The organism is Sphingorhabdus sp. (assembly GCF_046596595.1).
Classification (GTDB): domain Bacteria; phylum Pseudomonadota; class Alphaproteobacteria; order Sphingomonadales; family Sphingomonadaceae; genus Sphingorhabdus_B.
In genome coordinates this window covers 1-19,477 of sequence record NZ_JBKJMB010000052.1, presented here as the reverse complement: position 1 = coordinate 19,477, position 19,477 = coordinate 1, and the positions used below count along the sequence as shown (strand labels likewise).

The window sequence follows — 19,477 nt, the reverse complement described above, 5'->3', positions numbered from 1 at the left end:
GCACTCATCACTATCCATCTGTCGCATACCGCGGCAGCAGGATAACAAGTGTTTGAATTTTGGCTAATTAATGAGAACCTGCCCTTTGCAGGGGCGGGATTCCTTTTAATTGGCCTGATGCTATTGCAGTTCAGCGGCCTTACCGATTTTGCGCCCGATCTCGACGCCGATATGGATGGTCAAGTCGATGGCGCGGGTGCCGCCGATGGCTTGCTCAGTTTCCTTGGGCTGGGCCGTTTGCCGCTCATGATCTGGCTTGCCTTGTTCCTTTTGCTGTTCATGGTCATCGGCTATGTGGGCCAGCAAACAATTCAGGGCATAACAGGCAGCTTGCTGCCGCCTTGGTTGGCGGCCACACTGGCCGGGCTTGTCGCTATGCCCGCGACTGCTATTCTGGCCAGACCGCTGGCACGGATCATGCCGAAGGACGAGACCACAGCAGTTTCAATCGACAGCCTTATAGGGCGGTTTGCAATCCTCGGAACCGGAACTGCAAGGCTCGGTGCGCCTGCCCGTGCCAAGGTCATCGACATCCACGGGCACCCACATTTCGTAATGGTCGAACCCGACAATGACGGACAGGAATTCATGAGCGGAGAAAAACTGCTCCTGGTTCGCCGCGATGGCAATTTGTTCAAGGCAATTTCGCAAGGCGGACAACATCTGCCGCGTTTGGAAGGATAAGCATAAATGACCGAGAATATGATTTCGACTTTAATTTACGCCGGTATGGTGCTGGTTGCGCTGATCATAATCGGCATGGTCATTACGCGGCTGTACAAACGCGCAACGAAAGAAATCGCGTTTATCCGCACCGGGCTTGGCGGTGAAAAAGTCGTTATGAACGGCGGCGCGCTGGTACTTCCGGTTTTGCACGAAACCATGCCGGTGAATATGAACACAGTGCGGCTTGCGGTCGAACGCAACAATGTCGATGCGCTGATCACACTTGACCGGCTGCGGATTGACGTAAAGGCAGAATTTTACGTCCGCGTCGCGCCCGATGCGCAGTCACTCGCCATGGCGGCCCAGACACTTGGCCTGCGCACAATGCAGCCCGAATTGCTGAAGGACTTGGTCGAAGGCAAATTTGTCGATGCGCTGCGTTCTGTAGCCGCGGGTATGACGATGAACCAGCTCCACGAACAGCGCGCTGATTTTGTGCAAAAGGTGCAGCAGGCATCGTCAAGCGACCTGGCCATGAACGGCCTTGAGCTTGAATCTGTGTCACTGACTGGCCTTGACCAAACGAGCATCGAGCATTTCAACGCCAACAACGCGTTTGATGCCGAGGGTCTGACCAAATTGACCGAACAGATCGAGCTGCGCAAAAAGGCGCGCAACGACATCGAGCAGGACACCCGCGTGCAGATTGAAACCAAAAATCTGGAAGCTGACAAAAGGTCGTTCGAGATCAGCCGCGACAGCGAATTTGCGCGACTTGAACAGGAGCGCGAAGTCGAAATGCGCCGCGCAACACAGGCATCCGAGGTTTCGCGGGAAAAGGCGCTGCGCGATCAAGAAGCGCAGGACGCGCAAATCAAATCGAAGCAGCAGGTGGATTCTGCGCAAATCGAGGCTGACCGCGCCGTTCAGCAAGCCCGAATTGCCCAGGAACAGGCCCTGGAAATTGCGCGGCAGGAACAACAAATTGCCGTACAGAACAAATCGCGCGAAGAAAGCCAAGCGCGGGCAGAGGCTGATGAAGCGCGCGCCAAGGCAGTAGCTGCGGAAGAACAGGTGGTCACAGCACGCGAGACCGAGATTGCAGACCGTGGAAAGCGCATTGAGCTGATTGAGGCATCAAAAGAGGCGGAAGTCCGGGCGATCGGAGTCAAGGTCGAAGCTGAAGCAGAAAAAGAGGCAGCCGCCAATCGTGCAGATGCCATGCGGGTGGTCGCCCAGGGTGAAGCCGAGTCGGAGAAATTGCGTGCCGAAGCGTCGCGCATTCGCTTCGAGGTTGAGGCGGCGGGGCAGCGTGCAATCAACGAGGCGGCGAACCTGCTGTCTTCGGATCAAATCTCGCTCCAAACCAAAATGGCATTGCTCAAGGTGTTGCCCGAAATCGTCCGCGAGTCCGCAAAACCTCTCGAAGCGATTGATTCCATCAAGATCGTTCAAGTCGACGGAATCGGCCAAAATGGCGGAGGCCGCAGTGGCAGTGGCAGTGGAAGCGGCAATCTGGCCAGCGATGCCGTGGCGGCTGCATTGTCCTATCGTGCGCAAGCGCCGATTATCGATGGCCTGATGAAAGAACTTGGCCTGGATGGGTCTTCTCTCGACAAAATGATTGCAAGTGGCACTGGATATCAAGCCCCGGTCATCACCCAAGAGCAGGAAGACGACGTTCCATCGGAAATCTCGCCCAATGCCAAAAGCCGCGCAAATGCTCAAAAGAACCTGGTGATTCCGGGAGCAGAAGTCGCCAGCTAATGCAGACCGGCTAATCGAAGGAAGTCATCCCCTGTTGTGAGACTCAAGCGCCGCCCAGAATACCAGTGCACTGCCGAGGTGGAGAAACCGCTCCGCCACGGCAGGCGCAAGGCCCTGCCCGCTCGCTAATTTAACCGCTGCAATCGCGGCCTCTGCACCGTCATTGGCGGCAACCTGTTCGACCAGCATCGCAACCGCCAGAATATCGACGGCGAGCTGGTCGGTTTCGTCGCGCGGGGGTACAGGCGCAAGTCCATCCTGCAAGATCCGCATCCACAACCGGTGGTGAAGTTCGTCCAGCCGGTCAGTGTCGGTGCACAGTGACTGCGCCAGCTTCGAACTTATCCAGCTAAGGCGCGCTTCACGGGTAAGTGCTGGTTGTTTGGCATCGGATTTGAACTGGTTTTGCGATGTATGCACGACAGGCGCCCTTTTGTTGAACAGGGCGCCTGTATGGGGCTATCATGATTTCAAAGTCGTTAAGGACGATCAGAATGTATAGCTAATTCCACCTGCGAGAAACCACTGGTCAGCGTCGCCGCGCAACGAGGTTACAGGTGATCGTTTGGCATCACCCGTCAATCGCGAATAGTTAACAAAGCCATAGATGCCCCAACCGCCGTCACGCGCGTCGCCGGACAAATCTACGCCCCCCAGCAGGCTTGCACCATAATTTTTCCAGCCGCCATCGGCATCAAATGTCGGCAGGCCACTTGCGGTGCTTCCCGCCGGATCGATGCTGAAATAGGTGTCGGCATAATTTCCATCGACATGTGTTGCAGACAGGCTGACGCTCGTAAATATCGCTGTCGAGAGCGGCGTTGAGTAACTGATGCTCGGGCTAATCAGGCGGCCCTTGTGCGCGCCGGCAACGTCCCACTGAATATCGCTGGAAATGGTCAGCGAATCGAAAGGGTTGATAACCTTTGAAAATGAAACGCCGGCGGTCGCCCCGACTTCAATCGCGACATCCTCTTTACCAAGCAAACGGACTACCGGGTCTTTGATATTGCTGTTGCGGTCCAGCCGCACGCGGACAAGTGGACCTGCAAGAAATTTCACATTGCTGTCGCTATTGCCATCGGCGATCAGGTCTACATAAAGGCCCGGGCCGCGTGCACCAAATTCAAAACCTCCTATGCTGCCCTGCGCGAGCGGCGCAGGAAAAAGCACATAGTCGTCCGAACCATCGTAGCTGGGTCCATAGCCTGCGCCAATTCCGACGGTTACCCAATCACCTGCAAACACACCGCGGTCTGGCGCCTCGACGGTTGGTGCTTCGCTGTCCTGCGCAAAGGCAGGTGCACAGATGGCGGCACTGACAAACAGCGCGGCTGCGCAGCTTTTAACAATTTTCATGAATTACTCCCGCTAAACCAACATGGGGAACCAGCCGAGTATCAGTTAGTTCCTGAGTTGGCGCAGGTGAGCCAATTCACAGCATATATTTCATTTTTACCCGCTGGCTGACATTTGCGTCTTCAACTGCAAAAGCTGCTGATTTGAACTTTGGTGGGCCAGCCATGACAACAGGGTTACGCGAAAAGCCAAAGCCTTCTTTTGGCAAGAACACCGCCATGTCCATTTTGCTGTTGGAGTTTTCATCATGCACAAGCGCAACGGCGTATGTGCCGGGGTTCAGGTCGGCGAACAACACCTGCGATGAATGGTTTGCAGGCACGTTAGCGCGGCGGCTTCTGGGGTCTTTGCCGCAATCGGGGAAGAAACGCGGATTGGCGGTGACGCAAACAAGAACATTGCCCTTCATATTGCGCAACCCGTCAATATTGACTTCAAGCGTTGCCGTGGCAGCGACTGTCTCAGCCGCGTTTGCTTGGGCGGCGATCCCAATTGCCAAGGCCAAGGTCAGTGCCGCACATTTTGTCCCAAAACCTGAAATATAGTCCATAATTCCCCCGATACGCATCATGATGCTTCTGGTGATGCGTTGCTGTTATCAGCCATTGCCCTAATTTGCCGTTAACTATGAATTTTGGAAAACATTCCCATCCCATATGGTTGGTCACGCCCATGATCGTCATGATCGCTAGCACAGCACCCAAAGCTGTAACATGAATGGGGATCACAAATACCAGCGCCGGAATGACAAAGGCCCCCGACAATGCTTCCCAAGGGTGAAACGCCATTGCGGCCCATGCGGTTGGCGGGCGGCTTTCGTGATGTACAGCGTGCGCCGCCTTGAACCAGAACGGGCGATGCATCAACCGGTGCGTCCAGTAAAACCAGGTGTCATGTGCAAAAAGGTACAAAAGGACGGACACAGGCAGATACCAAAAAGGAAATGCGCCAACGTCGCTGTAAATCTGGGTCCAACCAAAATTGTCCCATCCCCAAGCGACGATGCCGGCCGGAATGCCATATATGGCGGCGCTGGCGAGGCTCCAGCCAATTTCGCGCTTAATCTGCTGATCGAGGCCGTTGTAAAGCCCAGGCTCGCGTATTTTTGTCGCCCACGCAAATGCGCCGCTCACCAGCATGTAGCGCGTGGCGACAATCGCGGTCATCGCCGCGGTCGAAATGATCAAGACAAGCAAGCTATCCATGCGTGGCCCTTAGCCGTTTTGATATCAGTTTAGCAAATTGCGTATTTTGAACTCACCGGCCCCGCTTATACTGATGATATCGCCATCATGCATTATAGCAATTCCCCCATCATATCTGTTACTTGCATCGCCAATAAGCGCAAACTCCAGCGGCTTTGGCACCGACGGCACGATATGCGTAAAAGCGAGCATGCCGACGCCGGCTGTCTTCGCGACGTCAGCCGCCTGTGCGGGGCTGATATGGTAGTTCTGGATATCGTTGAATATCTTCGCGCGGTTGGTCATGCCTGCTTTCTGCGCGCGATTTGCCAGGATGTTGACAATGCGCGGGGACAGCATCTCGCTGACCAACAGGTCGCTGCCCTTCGCCGCAATCGCCAGTTTAGGCGTAAAGGCGGTGTCGCCAGTGATTGTAACGCTTTTGCCCTTGAAATCGACGCGGTACCCAAAAGCGGGTTTGATCGGGTCATGGTCCACAGCAAATGCAATAACCCGCACGCCATTCGAGTCATAGGCAATGCCCGGCTGAATCGCTGCGCCAGTCATGCCAAATCCTGACAGAGGCACAACCGCCGGGCCATGATGGGCGACGCGGTATGTTGCGTCGATGCGGTAGGCAGCGTTCAGGCCTGCGGTTATTTCGGTAACGCCGTCAGGGCCGGAGACCAGCAGCGGCGTTTTGGCGCTGGTCCCCGCCCATCGTTGCAAGGTGAACGGGCCAAGGCCTTCGAAATGGTCGCTGTGCAAATGCGTGAGCCAGACACCCTCAATCTTGTCCAGCGGCATTCCCATCAGCGACAATGTTTTGCCCGAGCCTTCGCCCATATCGAACACGAACAGCCGGCCACCCGCAATCACAACTGTGCACGCGGCAGCACGGTCGCGGTTGGGTAGCGGCGATCCCGTCCCGCAAAAACCGACGTGCAATTGGTCGGCGGGTAGCTCCGCCATAACGTTGCGCGCCATAGCACGGTCGGCTGCGCGCGTTATGAGCGCCATCGCAATCGCGTCGCGTTGTTTATACGCAACGCCACCTGCAACCGCCAATATCCCGAGACCAACCAAAAGCCATTTTTTCCGCATGTTGCTTCCCCCCCAACTGCTGCAATATTATTCGATGTCTATCCTCCATCGGGGCCAATAGCTTATAAAATATTTGCCCTGTGCCGCTGGTGCGGGATTGCAGAGCAGATAAAGCTGTGCATTTCCTTGGCAAGGGCCCTTTCCCTTGCAAAACGGCTGCGCTAGGGCAGTGGCGTGACTCTCGAAAATATAAAATGCGATTTGGCTATTGTCGGCGGCGGTCTTGCGGGTGGCCTTATTGCGCTCGCGCTCGCCAAGATGCGGCCTGAGCTCAAGGTCGTCCTCATTGAACAAGGTCAGAGCTTTGGCGGCAATCATATCTGGAGCTATTTTGCGAGCGATATTCTACCCGAACATCGTTGGCTGACAGCCCCATTGGTGACCTATGGCTGGTCGGGCTACGAAGTTCGTTTCCCTGCGCACAGCCGGTCGCTCGACAATATTTACTACACAATTGAGTCTGAACGGCTTGATTGGGTATTGCGACACAATCTGCCAGCGTCGTCGTTGATGCTTGGCCGCGAAGTGAAAGCGGTGTCGCCCCGTCTTGTGGTGCTTGATGGTGCCCAGCGGATTAATGCAGGCGGGGTAATCGATGTGCGCGGCGCAGGCGATTTGAACCATCTCGACTGCGGCTGGCAGAAATTTACCGGGCAACTGATGCAATTGTCCGAGCCGCATAACATCACCAAACCAATCGTCATGGACGCGACCGTTGACCAGCATGACGGTTATCGTTTTGTCTATGTCCTGCCCTTTGGCATGGACAAGGTGTTCGTTGAAGACACCTATTATAGCGACAAGCCTGACCTCGACCCGCGCATATTGCGGCAGCGCATCGCTGCCTATGCCGATGAAAAAGGCTGGAAAGTAGAGCGCGTGCTGCGTGAAGAGAACGGCGTTCTGCCGGTGGTCATGGGAGGTGATCTGGAAAGTTACTGGGCAAGCGGTAGTGGCCGGACGGCAAAGGCCGGGGCACGCGGCGCATTTTTTCAGGCGGTGACGAGCTATTCCTTGCCCGACGCCGTACGCAACGCGATTTTCATTGCTGAACAGCCGGACCTTGATGGTGACAAGCTAAACCTGTTGTTGCGGCAGCGTGCAGACGAACATTGGCACCAGGGCAAATTCTACCGTATGCTTAACCGCATGCTCTTCCGCGGAGCAGATGGCACCGACAGATACAAGATATTGCAACGGTTCTACAGATTGAACCCCGGATTGATCGAACGCTTTTATGCCGGAAATACGACCATAAGTGACATGGCACGAATCCTTACCGGCAAGCCGCCAATTCCAATCGGGCGAGCTATCAAGGCGATCCGGAGCAAGAAAAAATGAACATGGCGCCAAACGCTTTGGTTATCCTGAATGCTTTTCGGGACAGGAACTCAATTTCGCCTGTTATCCTGAAACAATTCCAGGGTGACGAATAATCGTGGCAGTTGCGATGGCTAAGTCAGCGGCAATTATCGGTGCCGGCTTTGGCGGACTTGCGCTTGCGATCCGCCTGCAATCCGCCGGCGTAACCACCACATTAATCGAAGCGCGGGACAAGCCCGGCGGCCGCGGATATTATTGGGAGAAGGATGGCTTTACCTTTGACGGAGGGCCAACGGTCATCACCGACCCGCCCTGCCTCGAAGAATTGTGGGCGCTGTCAGGTCACAAGATGGCAGACGACATTGAACTGATGCCGGTATTCCCCTTTTACCGTTTGAACTGGCCCGATGGCACCAACTTCGATTATTCGAACGATGCGCCGGGTTTGAAGAGAGAAATAGCAAAGCTGAACCCCGACGATGTCGAAGGCTATCGCAAGTTCCTTGAATATTCGAAGGGCGTGTATGAGGAAGGCTATAAAAAGCTTGGCTCGGTGGCGTTTCTTGATTTTGCATCGATGATCAAGGCCGCGCCAGCTTTGATGAAATATCAGGCGTGGCGGTCGGTATATTCCATTGTGTCTTCATATGTGAAAGACGAAAAACTGCGCGAGGCATTGTCCTTCCATACATTGCTGGTGGGCGGAAACCCAATGAACACCAGTGCGATTTACGCGCTCATCCACACGATTGAAAAAGAAGGCGGCGTCTGGTTTGCCAAAGGCGGAACCAACCGGCTGGTCGCGGCGATGGTGACGCATTTTGAACGTCTGGGCGGGACGGTCCGGCTGAATGATCCGGTCGAGGAGATCGAAACGCGCGGTGACAAGGTTATTGGTGTGCGCACCAAATCTGGCTGGCGCATGGATTGCGACATGGCGGCATCCAACGGCGATTTGATGCATAGCTACAACGACCTGTTGACCGGCAACAAACGCGGCGAACGCGCAACCAGAGCGCTGCGCCGTAAAAGCTGGTCGCCATCGCTTTTCGTTCTGCATCTGGGGATCAAGGGCACGTGGCCGGGTATCCCGCACCATATGATCCTGTTTGGCGCGCGGTATAAGGGCCTGCTGGACGACATTTTTAACAATGGCGTCTTGCCAAAGGATTTCGCCCTTTATTTGCACCATCCGACGGTGACCGACCCAAGCCTTGCGCCGGAAGGTTGTTCGACTTTCTATGTTCTTGCGCCAGTAGCGCATCTGGGCAAGGCCCCGTTGGACTGGGATGGTGATGTTGGCGAAGCGATGACGGAACGCATCCTTGACGAGCTGGAGCGCCGCTTGATCCCCGATATTCGCAGCCGCATCATGACTCAGTTCCACTACACGCCCGCTGATTTCGGACGTGACCTATCGGCCCATCTGGGTAGCGCATTCAGCCTTGAACCGGTTTTGTGGCAATCGGCATATCTGCGGGCGCACAACCGCGACGACGCCATATCTAACCTATATTTTGTTGGCGCAGGCACGCACCCGGGTGCCGGTATTCCAGGTGTGGTGGGAAGCGCAAAGGCAACAGCGGCATTGATGATTGAGGATATAAATTAATGAAGCGTATTGCTGTCTACTGCGGCTCAGCCACGCCTGAAAATCCAGTCTATATCGACGCCGCACGCGAAATAGGCAGCGCGCTCGCAAAACGCGGGATCGGCGTTGTTTACGGCGGCGGACGGCTGGGCTTGATGGGCGCGGTCGCCGACAGTGCGCTTGAGGCAGGCGGCGAGGTCATTGGCATCATTCCTGAGGCATTGGTTGGCGCCGAAGTCGCGCACAAGGGATGCACCGAATTGCATGTTGTTTCCGGAATGCATGAACGCAAGGCGCGTTTCACGGATCTGTCCGATGGTTTTATCACTATTCCGGGCGGCGTCGGCACAATGGACGAATTATGGGAAGCCATCAGCTGGTCACAGCTGGGCTATCATCAAAAACCCGTTGGCGTTTTAAACGTCGCAGGGTTTTACGACCAGTTAATCGCGTTCAACAAAAATATGATCGATGTCGGTTTCATCCGGCCGCAACATGCCGGAATCATGATTGTCGATGACCATCTTGATAGATTGCTCGACAAGATGGCAGCTTACGTCCCGCACAAGACAATTTTTCAGATGAAAGCGGATGACCTTTGACAGACCGCAACGTCGGCTTCGGTCATGCCATTCCCGCGCAGGCCGGAACGGCGTAGGATATTGCAGTGGCTGATCTGAACCGACCTGCGCTTGTCGAATTTGCTCAAGAAAGCATTTCGCGTGGGTCCAAATCCTTCCGTTTTGCCAGCCGCCTGTTTGACCGCGTAACCCGCGAGCGCGTTTGGCTGCTCTACGCATGGTGCCGCAAATGCGACGACATGGCCGATGGTCAGGACCATGGCGGCACTATGGAAGCAGTCGACGACCCGCAGGCACGGCTAGCTGCCATACGCGCGTTGACCGCTGCTGCGCTTGCCGGAGAACCAACAGGCGAGCCAGCATTTGATTGCCTCGGCATCGTGGCACGCGAATGCGGCATCACGCATCGCATGGCTGAGGACGTGATCGAAGGCTTCGCTCTTGATGCTGCGGACTGGCACCCTCGCCGCGAAAGCGACCTCTACCAATATTGCTACCATGTCGCAGGCGCGGTCGGCGTCATGATGGCGGTGGTGATGGGCGTGTCGGCGCAGGATGACGAAACGCTCGATAGGGCATGCGACCTGGGCCTTGCGTTTCAGCTTGCCAATATCGCGCGCGACATTGCCGAAGATGATGCCGCCGGCCGCTGCTATTTGCCCGATGACTGGCTGGCGATGCTCGATATCGGACCCGGTGAGCATATGAAGCCGCATAATCGCAAGAAACTGGCACTCATGGGCCGCTGGCTTGCCGATGAGGCGGAGCAATATGAAGCGTCGGCGCGCGTCGGCGCCAAGCATTTGCCATTGCGCGCACGCTGGGCGGTGTTGTCTGCGGCAGGCATTTATGGCGAAATCGCGCGCAAAGTCCGCGCCGCCGATGCGCACGCATGGGACCAGCGGATATTTACCAGCCGGCCCGAGAAATTCCGCTGGGTCCGCAAGGCATTTGTTGACGCCATTGCCAACAATCCCCGCGACATGAACCGCGATACGTTGTGGACGCGCACGAGTGCGTAAATAGTCAGGCACCCCCTCCGTCATCCTGAATTAGAGGTAGTAGTGCCCGTCCCCATTATTCGTCATCCTGAACTTGTTTCAGGATAACATGCGACCGTTGTTCGTTATCCTGAAACAAGTTCAGGATGACGAGAACTTTAGGGCTTATCCTGCCAAAGCAAGTTCAGGATGACGAAAGGATTTGCGCCGCCCGCTCCGCCAGCCGGTCCACAGCGGCCTGATGAATCCCGGGCGCGCAGCAGATCAGGCCGAAGTCCAGCGGTTCGCGTTTGTTGTACAAAATGGGTCGCCCAAGTGCGTCGCTGACAATTCCGCCAGCCTCCTGTGCAACCAGATGCGCCGCTGCGATGTCCCATTCATTTCCCCAACGCAGTGTCGCCACCAGGTCGGCGCGGTCGCAGGCGACCATGGTCATACGCATGGCGATGCTGTTCGGTTTGTTGACGATCACCAGATCGGAATCCACGCGCGGCACGTGATCAGCGGGAACGCGTGCACCCGAAAATTCCTGCCGCGTGCTGCCCGACAACAACGCGCCATTACACGTGACACCTTCGCCAACTGCGGCAACCCAGATTTTGTCTTCCGCAGGGGCAGCCATAACCGCAAAGACTGGCAAGCCGTCGGCTATCAAAGCTACCGATACGCACCAGCCGCTGCGGCCGCGCACATAATCACGCGTGCCGTCGATTGGATCGACAAGCCATAGCAACCGCGCATCCAACCGCGATGGGTCATCAACTGTTTCTTCAGATAACCACGCTGCCTCGGGCAATATGGCCTGCAAGCGTGTGGTGAGCAAAGCATCGACCGACATGTCGATATCACTGACCGGATTATTCCTGCTTTTTTCCCAGACCTTGGTGTCGGGCGCAGCGCCAGCGCGCCAGCTCGCAAAGGCCAATTCTGCTGCCTCCTGCGTCGCAGCTACCACGGCGTCGCGGTCAAGTTGCCGTTCAGGCACCTGCGATCATCATGCCGTCGATGCGCAGCGTCGGCACGTTCATGCTGCGGATAAATTCAAGGTCGTTCGCTGCGGTCATGGCCGCAAACATATCCTTCAAATTTCCAGCGATGGTGAATTCGCTCACGGGACCGGCAAGTTCGCCGTTGACGATAAGGAACCCCGCCGCGCCGCGACTGTAGTCGCCCGTCACGGGGTTAACGCCCTGCCCTGCAAGCTCATGCACATAAACGCCATGTTTGATATCAGCGATCATTTCGTCAACGGTGACGGTACCGCCCTCCATATGGACGTTAGACGGGCTAACACCCGGCGCGCCGCTGATGCCGCGGCTGGCATGGCCAGTGGGTTCAAGCCCGAGCTGCCGCGCCGATGCGCTTTCCATCAACCAGCCGGTGAGCACGCCGCTTTCGATGATGGCACGCCGCGCGGTGGGCAGGCCTTCGCCATCAAAAGCGCGCGATCCAAGCCCGCGCATGCGGTGCGGGTCATCGACAATCGAAATGCTGCTGTCGAACAATTGAGCGCCGAGTGATTCCAGCAGGAAGCTGGTCTTCCGTGCAATCGACGACCCGCCAATGCCGCCGAGCAGATGCCCGACGAACGAGCTACCGACGCGGGGATCAAAAACCACCGGCATCTGTCCGCTTTTCATCGTGCCAGGGTTCAATCGCTTGACTGCGCGCACGCCGGCTCGGGTGCCAACGCTATCCGGGCTGTCGAGGTCAGCGAGATGCCGCGCGGAACGCCAGTCATAATCGCGTTCCTTGGCGTCATTATCGCCCGACAGCACGCTGGCGGATATGCCGTAGCCGGAGCCTGACTTGACCCCTGCAAAACCGTGGCTGGTGGCGAGCGCAAAAATTGTTCGTCCAGCGCTTGCTCCAGCGCCTTCGCTGTTGGTGACGCCCGTGACGGCGCGCGCAGCGTCCTCGCATTCGAGCGCAGCTGCGCGCAACATCGCAGGATCGGGGTCCAGACCATCGTCGCTGTCAAAGTCAGGCGCATCGCCCTTCATCAATCGGTCCACGGGCGCAAGGCCTGCATATTTGTCCTCCGGCGCTTCTTTCGCCATGTCGATGGCGCGTGTGACCAGATTGGCAAGGATGGCGGGGTTCATATTGGACGATGAAATGGTCGCGGAGCGTTGGCCGACAAATACGCGAAGGCCAATATCCTCTCCTTCGGACCGAGCAACGTCTTCCAACTGGCCAAGCCGCACCTGCACTTCGGTCGAAGCATCGCATACGTAAACGGCATCAGCGGCGTCGGCACCGGCCTTTATAGCTTGGGAAACGAGATTTTGCGCGCGATCAAGCGCTTCTTGAGGTTTGAGCATGATTCCCGCTTAGGCGCGGGCAATTACAGCGTCAATCAAGCCGCTTTTAAAAAACGGTAAAAAGCACCGCCAGCACCGCAGGAATACCTATCGCGGCGACCCACAATTTGACCCGATCAGCAAAATACCGGGTTTCGAGTCCATCGCCCGGATGCGCGTTGGCATCCAGTGCCTGCCATCGCCGCTCAAGGTTACGGCATGGCGGAATGACCGCACCAACAAACAGGACCAGAACGAAATACGGAAAAATCGATGTGCCCGATGACTCAATCGTTGGTGTCACCAAAAAGATCAGCGCCAATGTGTACACGACCAGCGCAACGGCAACATGGTCAGACATGCGTTTCGAATAGCTTTTATACGCGCGCAGATGCGCTTCTTCGGCCTTTGCCATTTTCAGCTCTCCTCTATCCCGTCACAAGACTGTCATTTTCGCACGCAGGATTCAAGCGAATTTACTGAATCTTAGGGAAGGCCAAGAATCTTGTGATTTTGCAAGGACAAGCGCCATTTCGGCCGCTCCATGACGAATTGCGTGGCCGCCGCGACGCTGGCTTCATTCAGTGCAGCATCCCCTGTATCCATTGGCTGGATCAGAAAATGGGCAAATTGCCATTTTTCCATCGAATCAATGTCGTTTGCAGGTTGCGGCCAGACAAGCTTCAGTTCGTCGCCGGTATGCTGGATAACATCCGATCCTGCTTTAGGGCTGATGCATACCCAATCGATGCCCGGATGCACCGCAATCGTCCCGTTGCTCTCAATTGCGATTTGAAACCCCTGCGCATGAAGCGCGTCGACGACGCGGTCATCCACCTGCAACATTGGTTCGCCGCCTGTGACGACGACGTAGCGGTTGTCTAAACCCTCGCCCCACAATGCCCCAACCTTGGCCGCAAGCGTGTCAGCGTCGTAGCGGCCGCCATTTTCGCCATCCATGCCAACAAAGTCCGTGTCGCAAAACTGGCAGATGGCACTCGAGCGGTCTTCTTCGCGCCCGGTCCAAAGATTGCAACCAGTAAAGCGCAAAAACACGGCGCGGCGCCCGGCGTGAACGCCCTCGCCCTGCAACGTCAGGAACATTTCCTTGACCGCGTAGCTCATGCGTAAATGGTCGGGTCAGGTAGGCCCGCATCAGCAAAACCCTTGGCGCGCAAGCGGCACGCGTCGCATTCTCCGCATGCCTTGCTGTCCGGGCTCGGGTCGTAGCAGGACCAGCTCATCCCCGCATCCAGCCCAAGCCGAGCCGCTTCGCGTGCAATATCTGCCTTGGTCATATCAAGCAAAGGCGTGTGCACCGTAAAGTGATCGCCCTCGACCCCCGCCTTGGTCGCCAGATTGGCGGTCGTTTCAAAGGCGCGGATGAATTCTGGCCGGCAATCGGGGTAGCCGGAATAATCCAGCGCATTAACGCCGATCCACAAGTCGCGGGCATCGCGCGCCTCGGCAAGGCCAAGGCATAAGGACAGGAATATCGTATTGCGCGCCGGCACATAGGTCACAGGTATTGCGCCTGAATCAACGCCTTCTTTCGGCACATCAATATCCGCAGTGAGCGCCGATCCGCCAAAGCGCGTGAGGTCAAGCGGCAGGACGATATGCTCTTTCGCGTCCAGATGCCTGGCAATGCGCGCCGCGCATTCAAGCTCGACACGGTGGCGCTGGTTGTAATCTATGGTCAACGCAATCAGGTCATAGCCAGCCTCACGCGCCAACCCTGCCACGACCATAGAGTCGAGGCCGCCGGATAAAAGCACAATTGCGGATTTGGTTGCTGTCGTCATGCCGCCCCCATAGCCGTTCATCTCGGCAAAAGTCGAGACTTCGATAGCGCACACGATTCAGGCCCGGTCTGCCACTGCACATGAAGCGATCCGTTTTCGCAAAAAGAGGAAAATGGTGCACCCGAACTGATAAAGGTGGGCACTCAAATTATTGGGAAATTTCGGTACCAACGCCTATGTGAACGTATGGCAGCAATGTTGGACGTCCTGTCAGTCTCGTTTTAGGCCCAATATGCAGTTAGCCGACATTCGTTCATCAGTCAAAAGAACGGTCGCTAGGTTAGACGAACTCGTTAATTCGTTATTGGTAGGTTATTGGGATAATCCGACATTCCCATCCATCCAAGGTGACGGCATCAAGACGTCCCGCTTGTCATCATTCGGGTCCGACGTCGGCGATCCCAAGAACAGTCGTTTGGTTAGGCCGTGGTTAAATATCGGTCCATTACGGGTGCCAGTTGGTTGTAAAGTCGAGTGCGTGGATTAAACGTGTCAGATTGCAACATTGGATGCCGAAAGGGGCGCAAGTATCCGGTATTTTGCGCTTTCCGCGCCGCTGATTCGGCGCGGCGACCTCAAACGTCACGACAGCGCGGTTCGAGGGGTCACTGAGCGCGTAAGATATTAAGAATGGGTCTCTGCCGAGAAGCTCGACTTCGTCTTCATTGAGGTTGTTTCCGTAGCCCATCGAGAGCACCGTGCCGATGACGTCAGGGTCCGCTTCCTCATTGAGGACAAGTGCGTCTTTCACGTCGGCCTCGCGCAACCAATCGACTAGTTCGCCGTTGCCGACGGTAATTTCTTCGTACTGCTCTATCGGAATCTTGGCTTGGCCAGTCTCGCCTTGATACAGGAGCCAGCGCCAAAAGACCGGGAACCGCTGGAGCGGATAAAACTCGCGATCGCCACGTATCAACGTATCGGCATCGAGCAGGTACAGCATGTTAGGCAGCTCGCTCGGTCATTCGCCCGACCGCCGTCGGCTTCACGCCCAAGACCCTGCCCGCTTTGGTGGATGTCAGCGCCCCGCCGGCGACCATTCTGTTCACGAGTTGAATTAGCCCTTGCCCGACGCGATGCCCCCGAACGACGTAGTAGTTCGGTTGCCCCTTAGCCCGTCCAGCGGCCGCTTCGGCTCGCTCGGCGTCAAGCTGCGCGCAGATTGTCTGATACTTGTTGGCTGTGATCATCCCCTCTCGAAGCAGGTTATAAGCTACCATCTTACGGCTCAGGTGTCTTGCCTGTGCGAATTCGCCTACCGCCTCAATTAGGGGTGCGATCGGCGCGCCGGCTGGCAGCTGTTCCAATTCGCCCGGCCGAAGCATAAACGCCGCGGCGGCGCGATCACAGAGGCGCTCAATGTCGAGATCAGCACGATAGCCGCTAATGCCGCTCTGCCCTAAGAAGACGTGCCCAAGCTCGTGGAGAAGGGTGAACGGCCAGGCCGCGCGCGCATCATTTTCGCTGATAATGATGAAAGGCGCGATCGGATCAGCCATTGCGAAGCCTCGAAAGACGTCGGCATCGATGGCCGTGTGGAAGGTGCCAAGATTCCCCATCAAAATGACAAAGACACCTGCGCGCTCGGTTGCGTCCCGAAGCAGGCGAAATGCGTCGTCTTTGCTTCGCGCTGCGCGGAAGTCCTCACGACTGACCCCGAGGGCTTGCATCATCATGTCAGCGAGACGAGCGGGCCCATCCTGAAGTCGCATAGGTCCGACGATGTCCAGAGGCTCGGCCTCTTGCGCATCTTCGAGCGCAGTAGCAACGATCGCCTGACGCGCCTTCACGTCTCGCACCAGTGCATTGACCAAGGATTCGCTACCGAGACGCTGTTCGGGGATCGTGCGGAAGTCGTGCGTGGTTGAACCCGGCTTGGGCGGCCCTTCGAGGTAGAACGTGAGCAGGGGACGACGATACTTCTTCGCCATCTCGGCCAACTGCCGGCGGCTTGGTTGCCTTTCGCCCGCCTCCATTTCAGTGAGCGCATCGACGGCGTTTGTGCCCGTCAGCCCGATTGCTCGCGCTGCTTCGGCGACGTCAAACCCGGCGCTTTCGCGGGACCAAGTCAGAATATCTGGGTTAACTTTTGGCATAGTTCACCGGCAGGTAAGCACTATTTCGCGGAAAGCGCACCGCTATTTTATAAGCAAGAGCAAAGCACGTGTCCCGAATGGTGTGTGGACACGTGTCCGAGGAACAGTCGCGAATGACTGAAAAGGCCAGTGATAGCCCTGCAAACTAACGGGGCCATTCAAGCGGAAAGGGCAGACCGCAGGTTTTGTGTAATCACAAATAATGTCTGTCAATCTGCATGCCGTGTGTCAACTCCGACGGACTGAAGGCGGCGTAAAGCATAATGAAGGCACTGTTTCATAATCTCTCCTTTGGCCATTCAGGCCAAAGGAGTTGTGATATGGGAATTTCAGATCTTGATCCTGACGCACATGGTCGTCGTCCTTGGAACGCTGGCAATATGGTGGGCGCTAAGCGTCCACTGAAGCCTCGCGATGTTTGGGCTATTCGGTTCTTTCTAGACGAGCATCGGCGACTGCGCGACCGCGCACTATTTGATTTGGCAATTGATAGTAAGCTGCGCGGCTGTGACATCGTAAAAATGAAGATCGGTGATATCGCCGCTGGTGGGGCAATCCGAAATCGGGCGACAGTCGTGCAACAAAAAACTAAGCGTCCCGTCCAGTTCGAGTTCATGACTGAGGCACGCCAAACTCTCCTCACATGGCTTAACCGTCGTGGAGGCACTCACGACGATTTCATCTTCCCAAGCCGTGTCAATTACACGGGCCATCTCAGTACGCGCCAATATGCAAGGTTGGTTGATGAGTGGGTCGGGGCAGCCGGTCTTAATGTGCATGAATACGGGACACACTCAATGCGACGAACGAAAGCCTCGATGATCTACAAGGCGACGGGAAATCTCCGGGCTATCCAAATATTGCTGGGTCACTCAAACATTGAGAATACCGTCCGCTATCTGGGCGTTGACATCGACGATGCGATTGCCTTGGCAGAACGGACGGAGATTTGAACGGGATGGCTCCTCGCGCAAATTGGGGAGCCATTCTCCGCCTCGTCACCTTTTTACGATCGTAATTTCGCTGCCGAATGGCATGAATTATGGCGAAGACAGCCACTCCCGCTGCGAGCGACTTGAATGTCAGCTTTCCGCTTTTTTGCCCTGAAACCTGCCTGTCAGGACACGACAACATGCCTGCCGTCCGATCGGGTCTCTGCCACCATTAAAAGCGGACATTCGTATTTGGCCAAAGGTTAGCCTGCTTAATCACTCCATCGACTTTTAAAAAGCGTTGCCGTGGGCCCGAAGTGTTTAGTCGAGGCCCTCCAAATCGTGACCGACATTTCGCTGTTCTACATCCACGAGGAACAGACGCGGGCAACGCTGTGCGCATGGCTTTACGTCTGTTAGCATATCGGGCTGACGGCGGGTGAGGTCTATGACGAGGTCACTGAGCGGGCGCTGGGAGATGCCGAGGCGGTAATGGTGCTGTGGTCGAAGAAGTCTGTCAAAAGCCGCTGGGTGCGCGCCGAGGCGACATTAGCATACCGCAACTAGATGCTGGTGCCTGTGATGGTTGCGCATGTCGGCCGTCCCTGTTCATCGACGCGTGTCCCAATAAAAAAGGGCACCAAGATAACTCGGTGCCCAGTTCCTCGGTATCGGTTCATTGGCTGCCCGTTAAGGCAGCCAATGATGACGGACAAAATTACGCGTAACGTACGCGCAACGTCGTGTCTTTCTTGCGGCGCATTGAGAAACCAATGCCCGCCATGCCTAAGAGCATCAGCATCCATGTTGTTGGTTCTGGGACTGCTGCTGCAATTGGTGACGATTTTGCATTTACATTACTTGACGACCCAAACGCGCCGAAGGTGTTCACGCGATAAAGCCCAGTGTTGCTCTGCTGAAAAAAGCGAACGTCAATTCCTGAGGCTGTGAAAAACCTAGTGCCAACTCCGTCGAGAAAGCCGCTGCCGGTGATAAAATAGTTACCGTAAGTTGTGCCCGTGTTCGGGGCAACTATAGCCGAGCCGTTAACAAGCCCACGAATGGAAATAATAGAGAATGCAGTCTGCCCCTCAACCGTCGTTGGCGTATCGGACGTGGTAAAAACCCCGCTACCTGAGACTGCCGGTCCAAACAATCGCGTAGATGGACTGAAGTCGAACATAAACTCGGCCGCAGTTGCTGGGGTGGCCATCGCGCCGAGGGCAATTGTGCTCACTACAAGATAACATAATTTTTTCATGGGTTGCTCTCCATTTGGCATTTTCAATGCGAGGGGTATTCCAGCGCACGGACGCACTGGGAATAGCTAGCAACGTCAAACCCTAACGTTCGGATGCAGTTTGGTTAAAGAAACATTAACTTGCTCGTCCCATTTTGAGACAATCACCGCTTCGATGAAGAGGTAGGCGGGTCAGTTTTGCAACCATGGGTCGTTACGTACGTTCCTGCCGTATTTATTTGCAACAAGGTTGTCTTTGTTGGCAGTGAAAGGGGCGGCCTACGCGCCCGTATTTGTAGGTCGCCCCGACTACAGCAGCGGCACTGGCGCCGAGGCAACGCTACAGGCGCGACACTTGCCAGCTTGCATGAATACTTGAGCATACTTACTGTCCAATCGACACGCCTGATGCTCCCCCCAGTGTTCTGGGCGTGTAGGGGCGGCTTTTCGCAAGGGGCCGCCCCAATCTATACGAAATTTTCTGACGAAGGACAGTGCAGCAACAGCGAATCTTCTGCAAACGGC

At 56.1% G+C, this 19,477-nt stretch carries 20 protein-coding genes; 7 read left to right on the top strand and 13 right to left on the bottom strand.

Annotated features, from left to right (window positions below; translation table 11 throughout):
- Positions 1-48 precede the first annotated feature (48 nt).
- Complete coding sequence (locus tag ACLL9E_RS04920; protein WP_411290625.1) at positions 49-684, top strand: YqiJ family protein; 636 nt, start codon at positions 49-51, stop codon at positions 682-684.
- A 6-nt stretch (positions 685-690) separates the two neighbouring features.
- Positions 691-2,433 (top strand): flotillin family protein, encoded by a 1,743-nt coding sequence (locus ACLL9E_RS04915; protein WP_411290624.1) that lies wholly within the window; start codon positions 691-693, stop codon positions 2,431-2,433.
- 24 nt (positions 2,434-2,457) lie between these two features.
- Here the strand turns inward: ACLL9E_RS04915 and ACLL9E_RS04910 are convergent, their stop codons facing one another.
- The 5 genes from ACLL9E_RS04910 to ACLL9E_RS04890 form a co-directional block, all read right to left on the bottom strand.
- Positions 2,458-2,853 carry a hypothetical protein gene (locus ACLL9E_RS04910; protein WP_411290623.1) on the bottom strand — a complete coding sequence of 132 codons (396 nt, stop codon included), beginning with the start codon at positions 2,851-2,853 and terminating at the stop codon, positions 2,458-2,460.
- A 69-nt stretch (positions 2,854-2,922) separates the two neighbouring features.
- Positions 2,923-3,792 carry a MipA/OmpV family protein gene (locus ACLL9E_RS04905; protein WP_411290622.1) on the bottom strand — a complete coding sequence of 290 codons (870 nt, stop codon included), beginning with the start codon at positions 3,790-3,792 and terminating at the stop codon, positions 2,923-2,925.
- Positions 3,793-3,868: 76 nt separating this feature from the next.
- Positions 3,869-4,297, bottom strand: a complete 429-nt coding sequence (locus ACLL9E_RS04900) for a DUF2141 domain-containing protein (protein ID WP_411290621.1) — start codon at positions 4,295-4,297, stop codon at positions 3,869-3,871.
- A complete protein-coding gene (locus ACLL9E_RS04895; protein WP_411290620.1) occupies positions 4,254-4,997 on the bottom strand; it encodes a sterol desaturase family protein in 744 nt (247 codons plus the stop codon). The genes ACLL9E_RS04900 and ACLL9E_RS04895 overlap by 44 nt, the downstream gene beginning before the upstream one ends.
- A gap of 24 nt (positions 4,998-5,021) precedes the next feature.
- Positions 5,022-6,080: an MBL fold metallo-hydrolase gene (locus ACLL9E_RS04890; RefSeq protein WP_411290619.1), complete on the bottom strand. Its 1,059-nt coding sequence runs from the start codon at positions 6,078-6,080 to the stop codon at positions 5,022-5,024.
- Positions 6,081-6,254: 174 nt separating this feature from the next.
- On the opposite strand from ACLL9E_RS04890, the gene crtY reads away from it, so the two are divergent.
- From crtY to ACLL9E_RS04870, 4 genes are all read left to right on the top strand, one after another.
- Positions 6,255-7,421 (top strand): lycopene beta-cyclase CrtY, encoded by a 1,167-nt coding sequence (crtY, locus tag ACLL9E_RS04885; protein ID WP_411290618.1) that lies wholly within the window; start codon positions 6,255-6,257, stop codon positions 7,419-7,421.
- 109 nt (positions 7,422-7,530) lie between these two features.
- Entirely contained in the window at positions 7,531-9,015 is a 1,485-nt protein-coding gene (locus tag ACLL9E_RS04880; RefSeq protein WP_411290617.1) for a phytoene desaturase, read from the top strand.
- Positions 9,015-9,596: a TIGR00730 family Rossman fold protein gene (locus tag ACLL9E_RS04875; RefSeq protein ID WP_411290616.1), complete on the top strand. Its 582-nt coding sequence runs from the start codon at positions 9,015-9,017 to the stop codon at positions 9,594-9,596. The genes ACLL9E_RS04880 and ACLL9E_RS04875 overlap by 1 nt, the downstream gene beginning before the upstream one ends.
- A gap of 65 nt (positions 9,597-9,661) precedes the next feature.
- Positions 9,662-10,597 (top strand): phytoene/squalene synthase family protein, encoded by a 936-nt coding sequence (locus ACLL9E_RS04870; RefSeq protein ID WP_411290615.1) that lies wholly within the window; start codon positions 9,662-9,664, stop codon positions 10,595-10,597.
- Between the two features lie 163 nt (positions 10,598-10,760).
- On the opposite strand, the gene ACLL9E_RS04865 is transcribed toward ACLL9E_RS04870, so the two are convergent.
- The 7 genes from ACLL9E_RS04865 to ACLL9E_RS04835 all read right to left on the bottom strand — a co-directional run bounded on the left by ACLL9E_RS04865 (position 10,761) and on the right by ACLL9E_RS04835 (position 16,780).
- Positions 10,761-11,561, bottom strand: coding sequence for a 3'(2'),5'-bisphosphate nucleotidase CysQ (locus ACLL9E_RS04865; RefSeq protein ID WP_411290614.1), 801 nt, complete (start codon positions 11,559-11,561; stop codon positions 10,761-10,763).
- Positions 11,554-12,900: a TldD/PmbA family protein gene (locus ACLL9E_RS04860; RefSeq protein WP_411290613.1), complete on the bottom strand. Its 1,347-nt coding sequence runs from the start codon at positions 12,898-12,900 to the stop codon at positions 11,554-11,556. The genes ACLL9E_RS04865 and ACLL9E_RS04860 overlap by 8 nt, the downstream gene beginning before the upstream one ends.
- Before the next feature lie 46 nt (positions 12,901-12,946).
- Positions 12,947-13,294 (bottom strand): hypothetical protein, encoded by a 348-nt coding sequence (locus tag ACLL9E_RS04855; RefSeq protein ID WP_411290612.1) that lies wholly within the window; start codon positions 13,292-13,294, stop codon positions 12,947-12,949.
- Positions 13,295-13,365: 71 nt separating this feature from the next.
- A complete protein-coding gene (gene queE, locus ACLL9E_RS04850) occupies positions 13,366-14,004 on the bottom strand; it encodes a 7-carboxy-7-deazaguanine synthase (RefSeq protein ID WP_411290611.1) in 639 nt (212 codons plus the stop codon).
- Positions 14,001-14,684: a 7-cyano-7-deazaguanine synthase QueC gene (queC, locus tag ACLL9E_RS04845; RefSeq protein WP_411290672.1), complete on the bottom strand. Its 684-nt coding sequence runs from the start codon at positions 14,682-14,684 to the stop codon at positions 14,001-14,003. Before queC ends, queE begins: the two co-directional genes overlap by 4 nt.
- Before the next feature lie 445 nt (positions 14,685-15,129).
- Positions 15,130-15,627: a DUF4411 family protein gene (locus tag ACLL9E_RS04840; protein WP_411290610.1), complete on the bottom strand. Its 498-nt coding sequence runs from the start codon at positions 15,625-15,627 to the stop codon at positions 15,130-15,132.
- 1 nt (position 15,628) lies between these two features.
- The gene (locus ACLL9E_RS04835; RefSeq protein ID WP_411290609.1) at positions 15,629-16,780 is read right to left on the bottom strand and encodes an ImmA/IrrE family metallo-endopeptidase; all 1,152 of its coding nucleotides are present in this window, start codon (positions 16,778-16,780) and stop codon (positions 15,629-15,631) included.
- 320 nt (positions 16,781-17,100) lie between these two features.
- Here ACLL9E_RS04835 and ACLL9E_RS04830 point away from each other — a divergent pair, with 320 nt between their 5' ends.
- Entirely contained in the window at positions 17,101-17,733 is a 633-nt protein-coding gene (locus ACLL9E_RS04830; protein WP_411290671.1) for a tyrosine-type recombinase/integrase, read from the top strand.
- Between the two features lie 697 nt (positions 17,734-18,430).
- On the opposite strand, the gene ACLL9E_RS04825 is transcribed toward ACLL9E_RS04830, so the two are convergent.
- Positions 18,431-18,973 (bottom strand): PEPxxWA-CTERM sorting domain-containing protein, encoded by a 543-nt coding sequence (locus ACLL9E_RS04825; RefSeq protein ID WP_411290608.1) that lies wholly within the window; start codon positions 18,971-18,973, stop codon positions 18,431-18,433.
- Positions 18,974-19,477 lie beyond the last annotated feature (504 nt).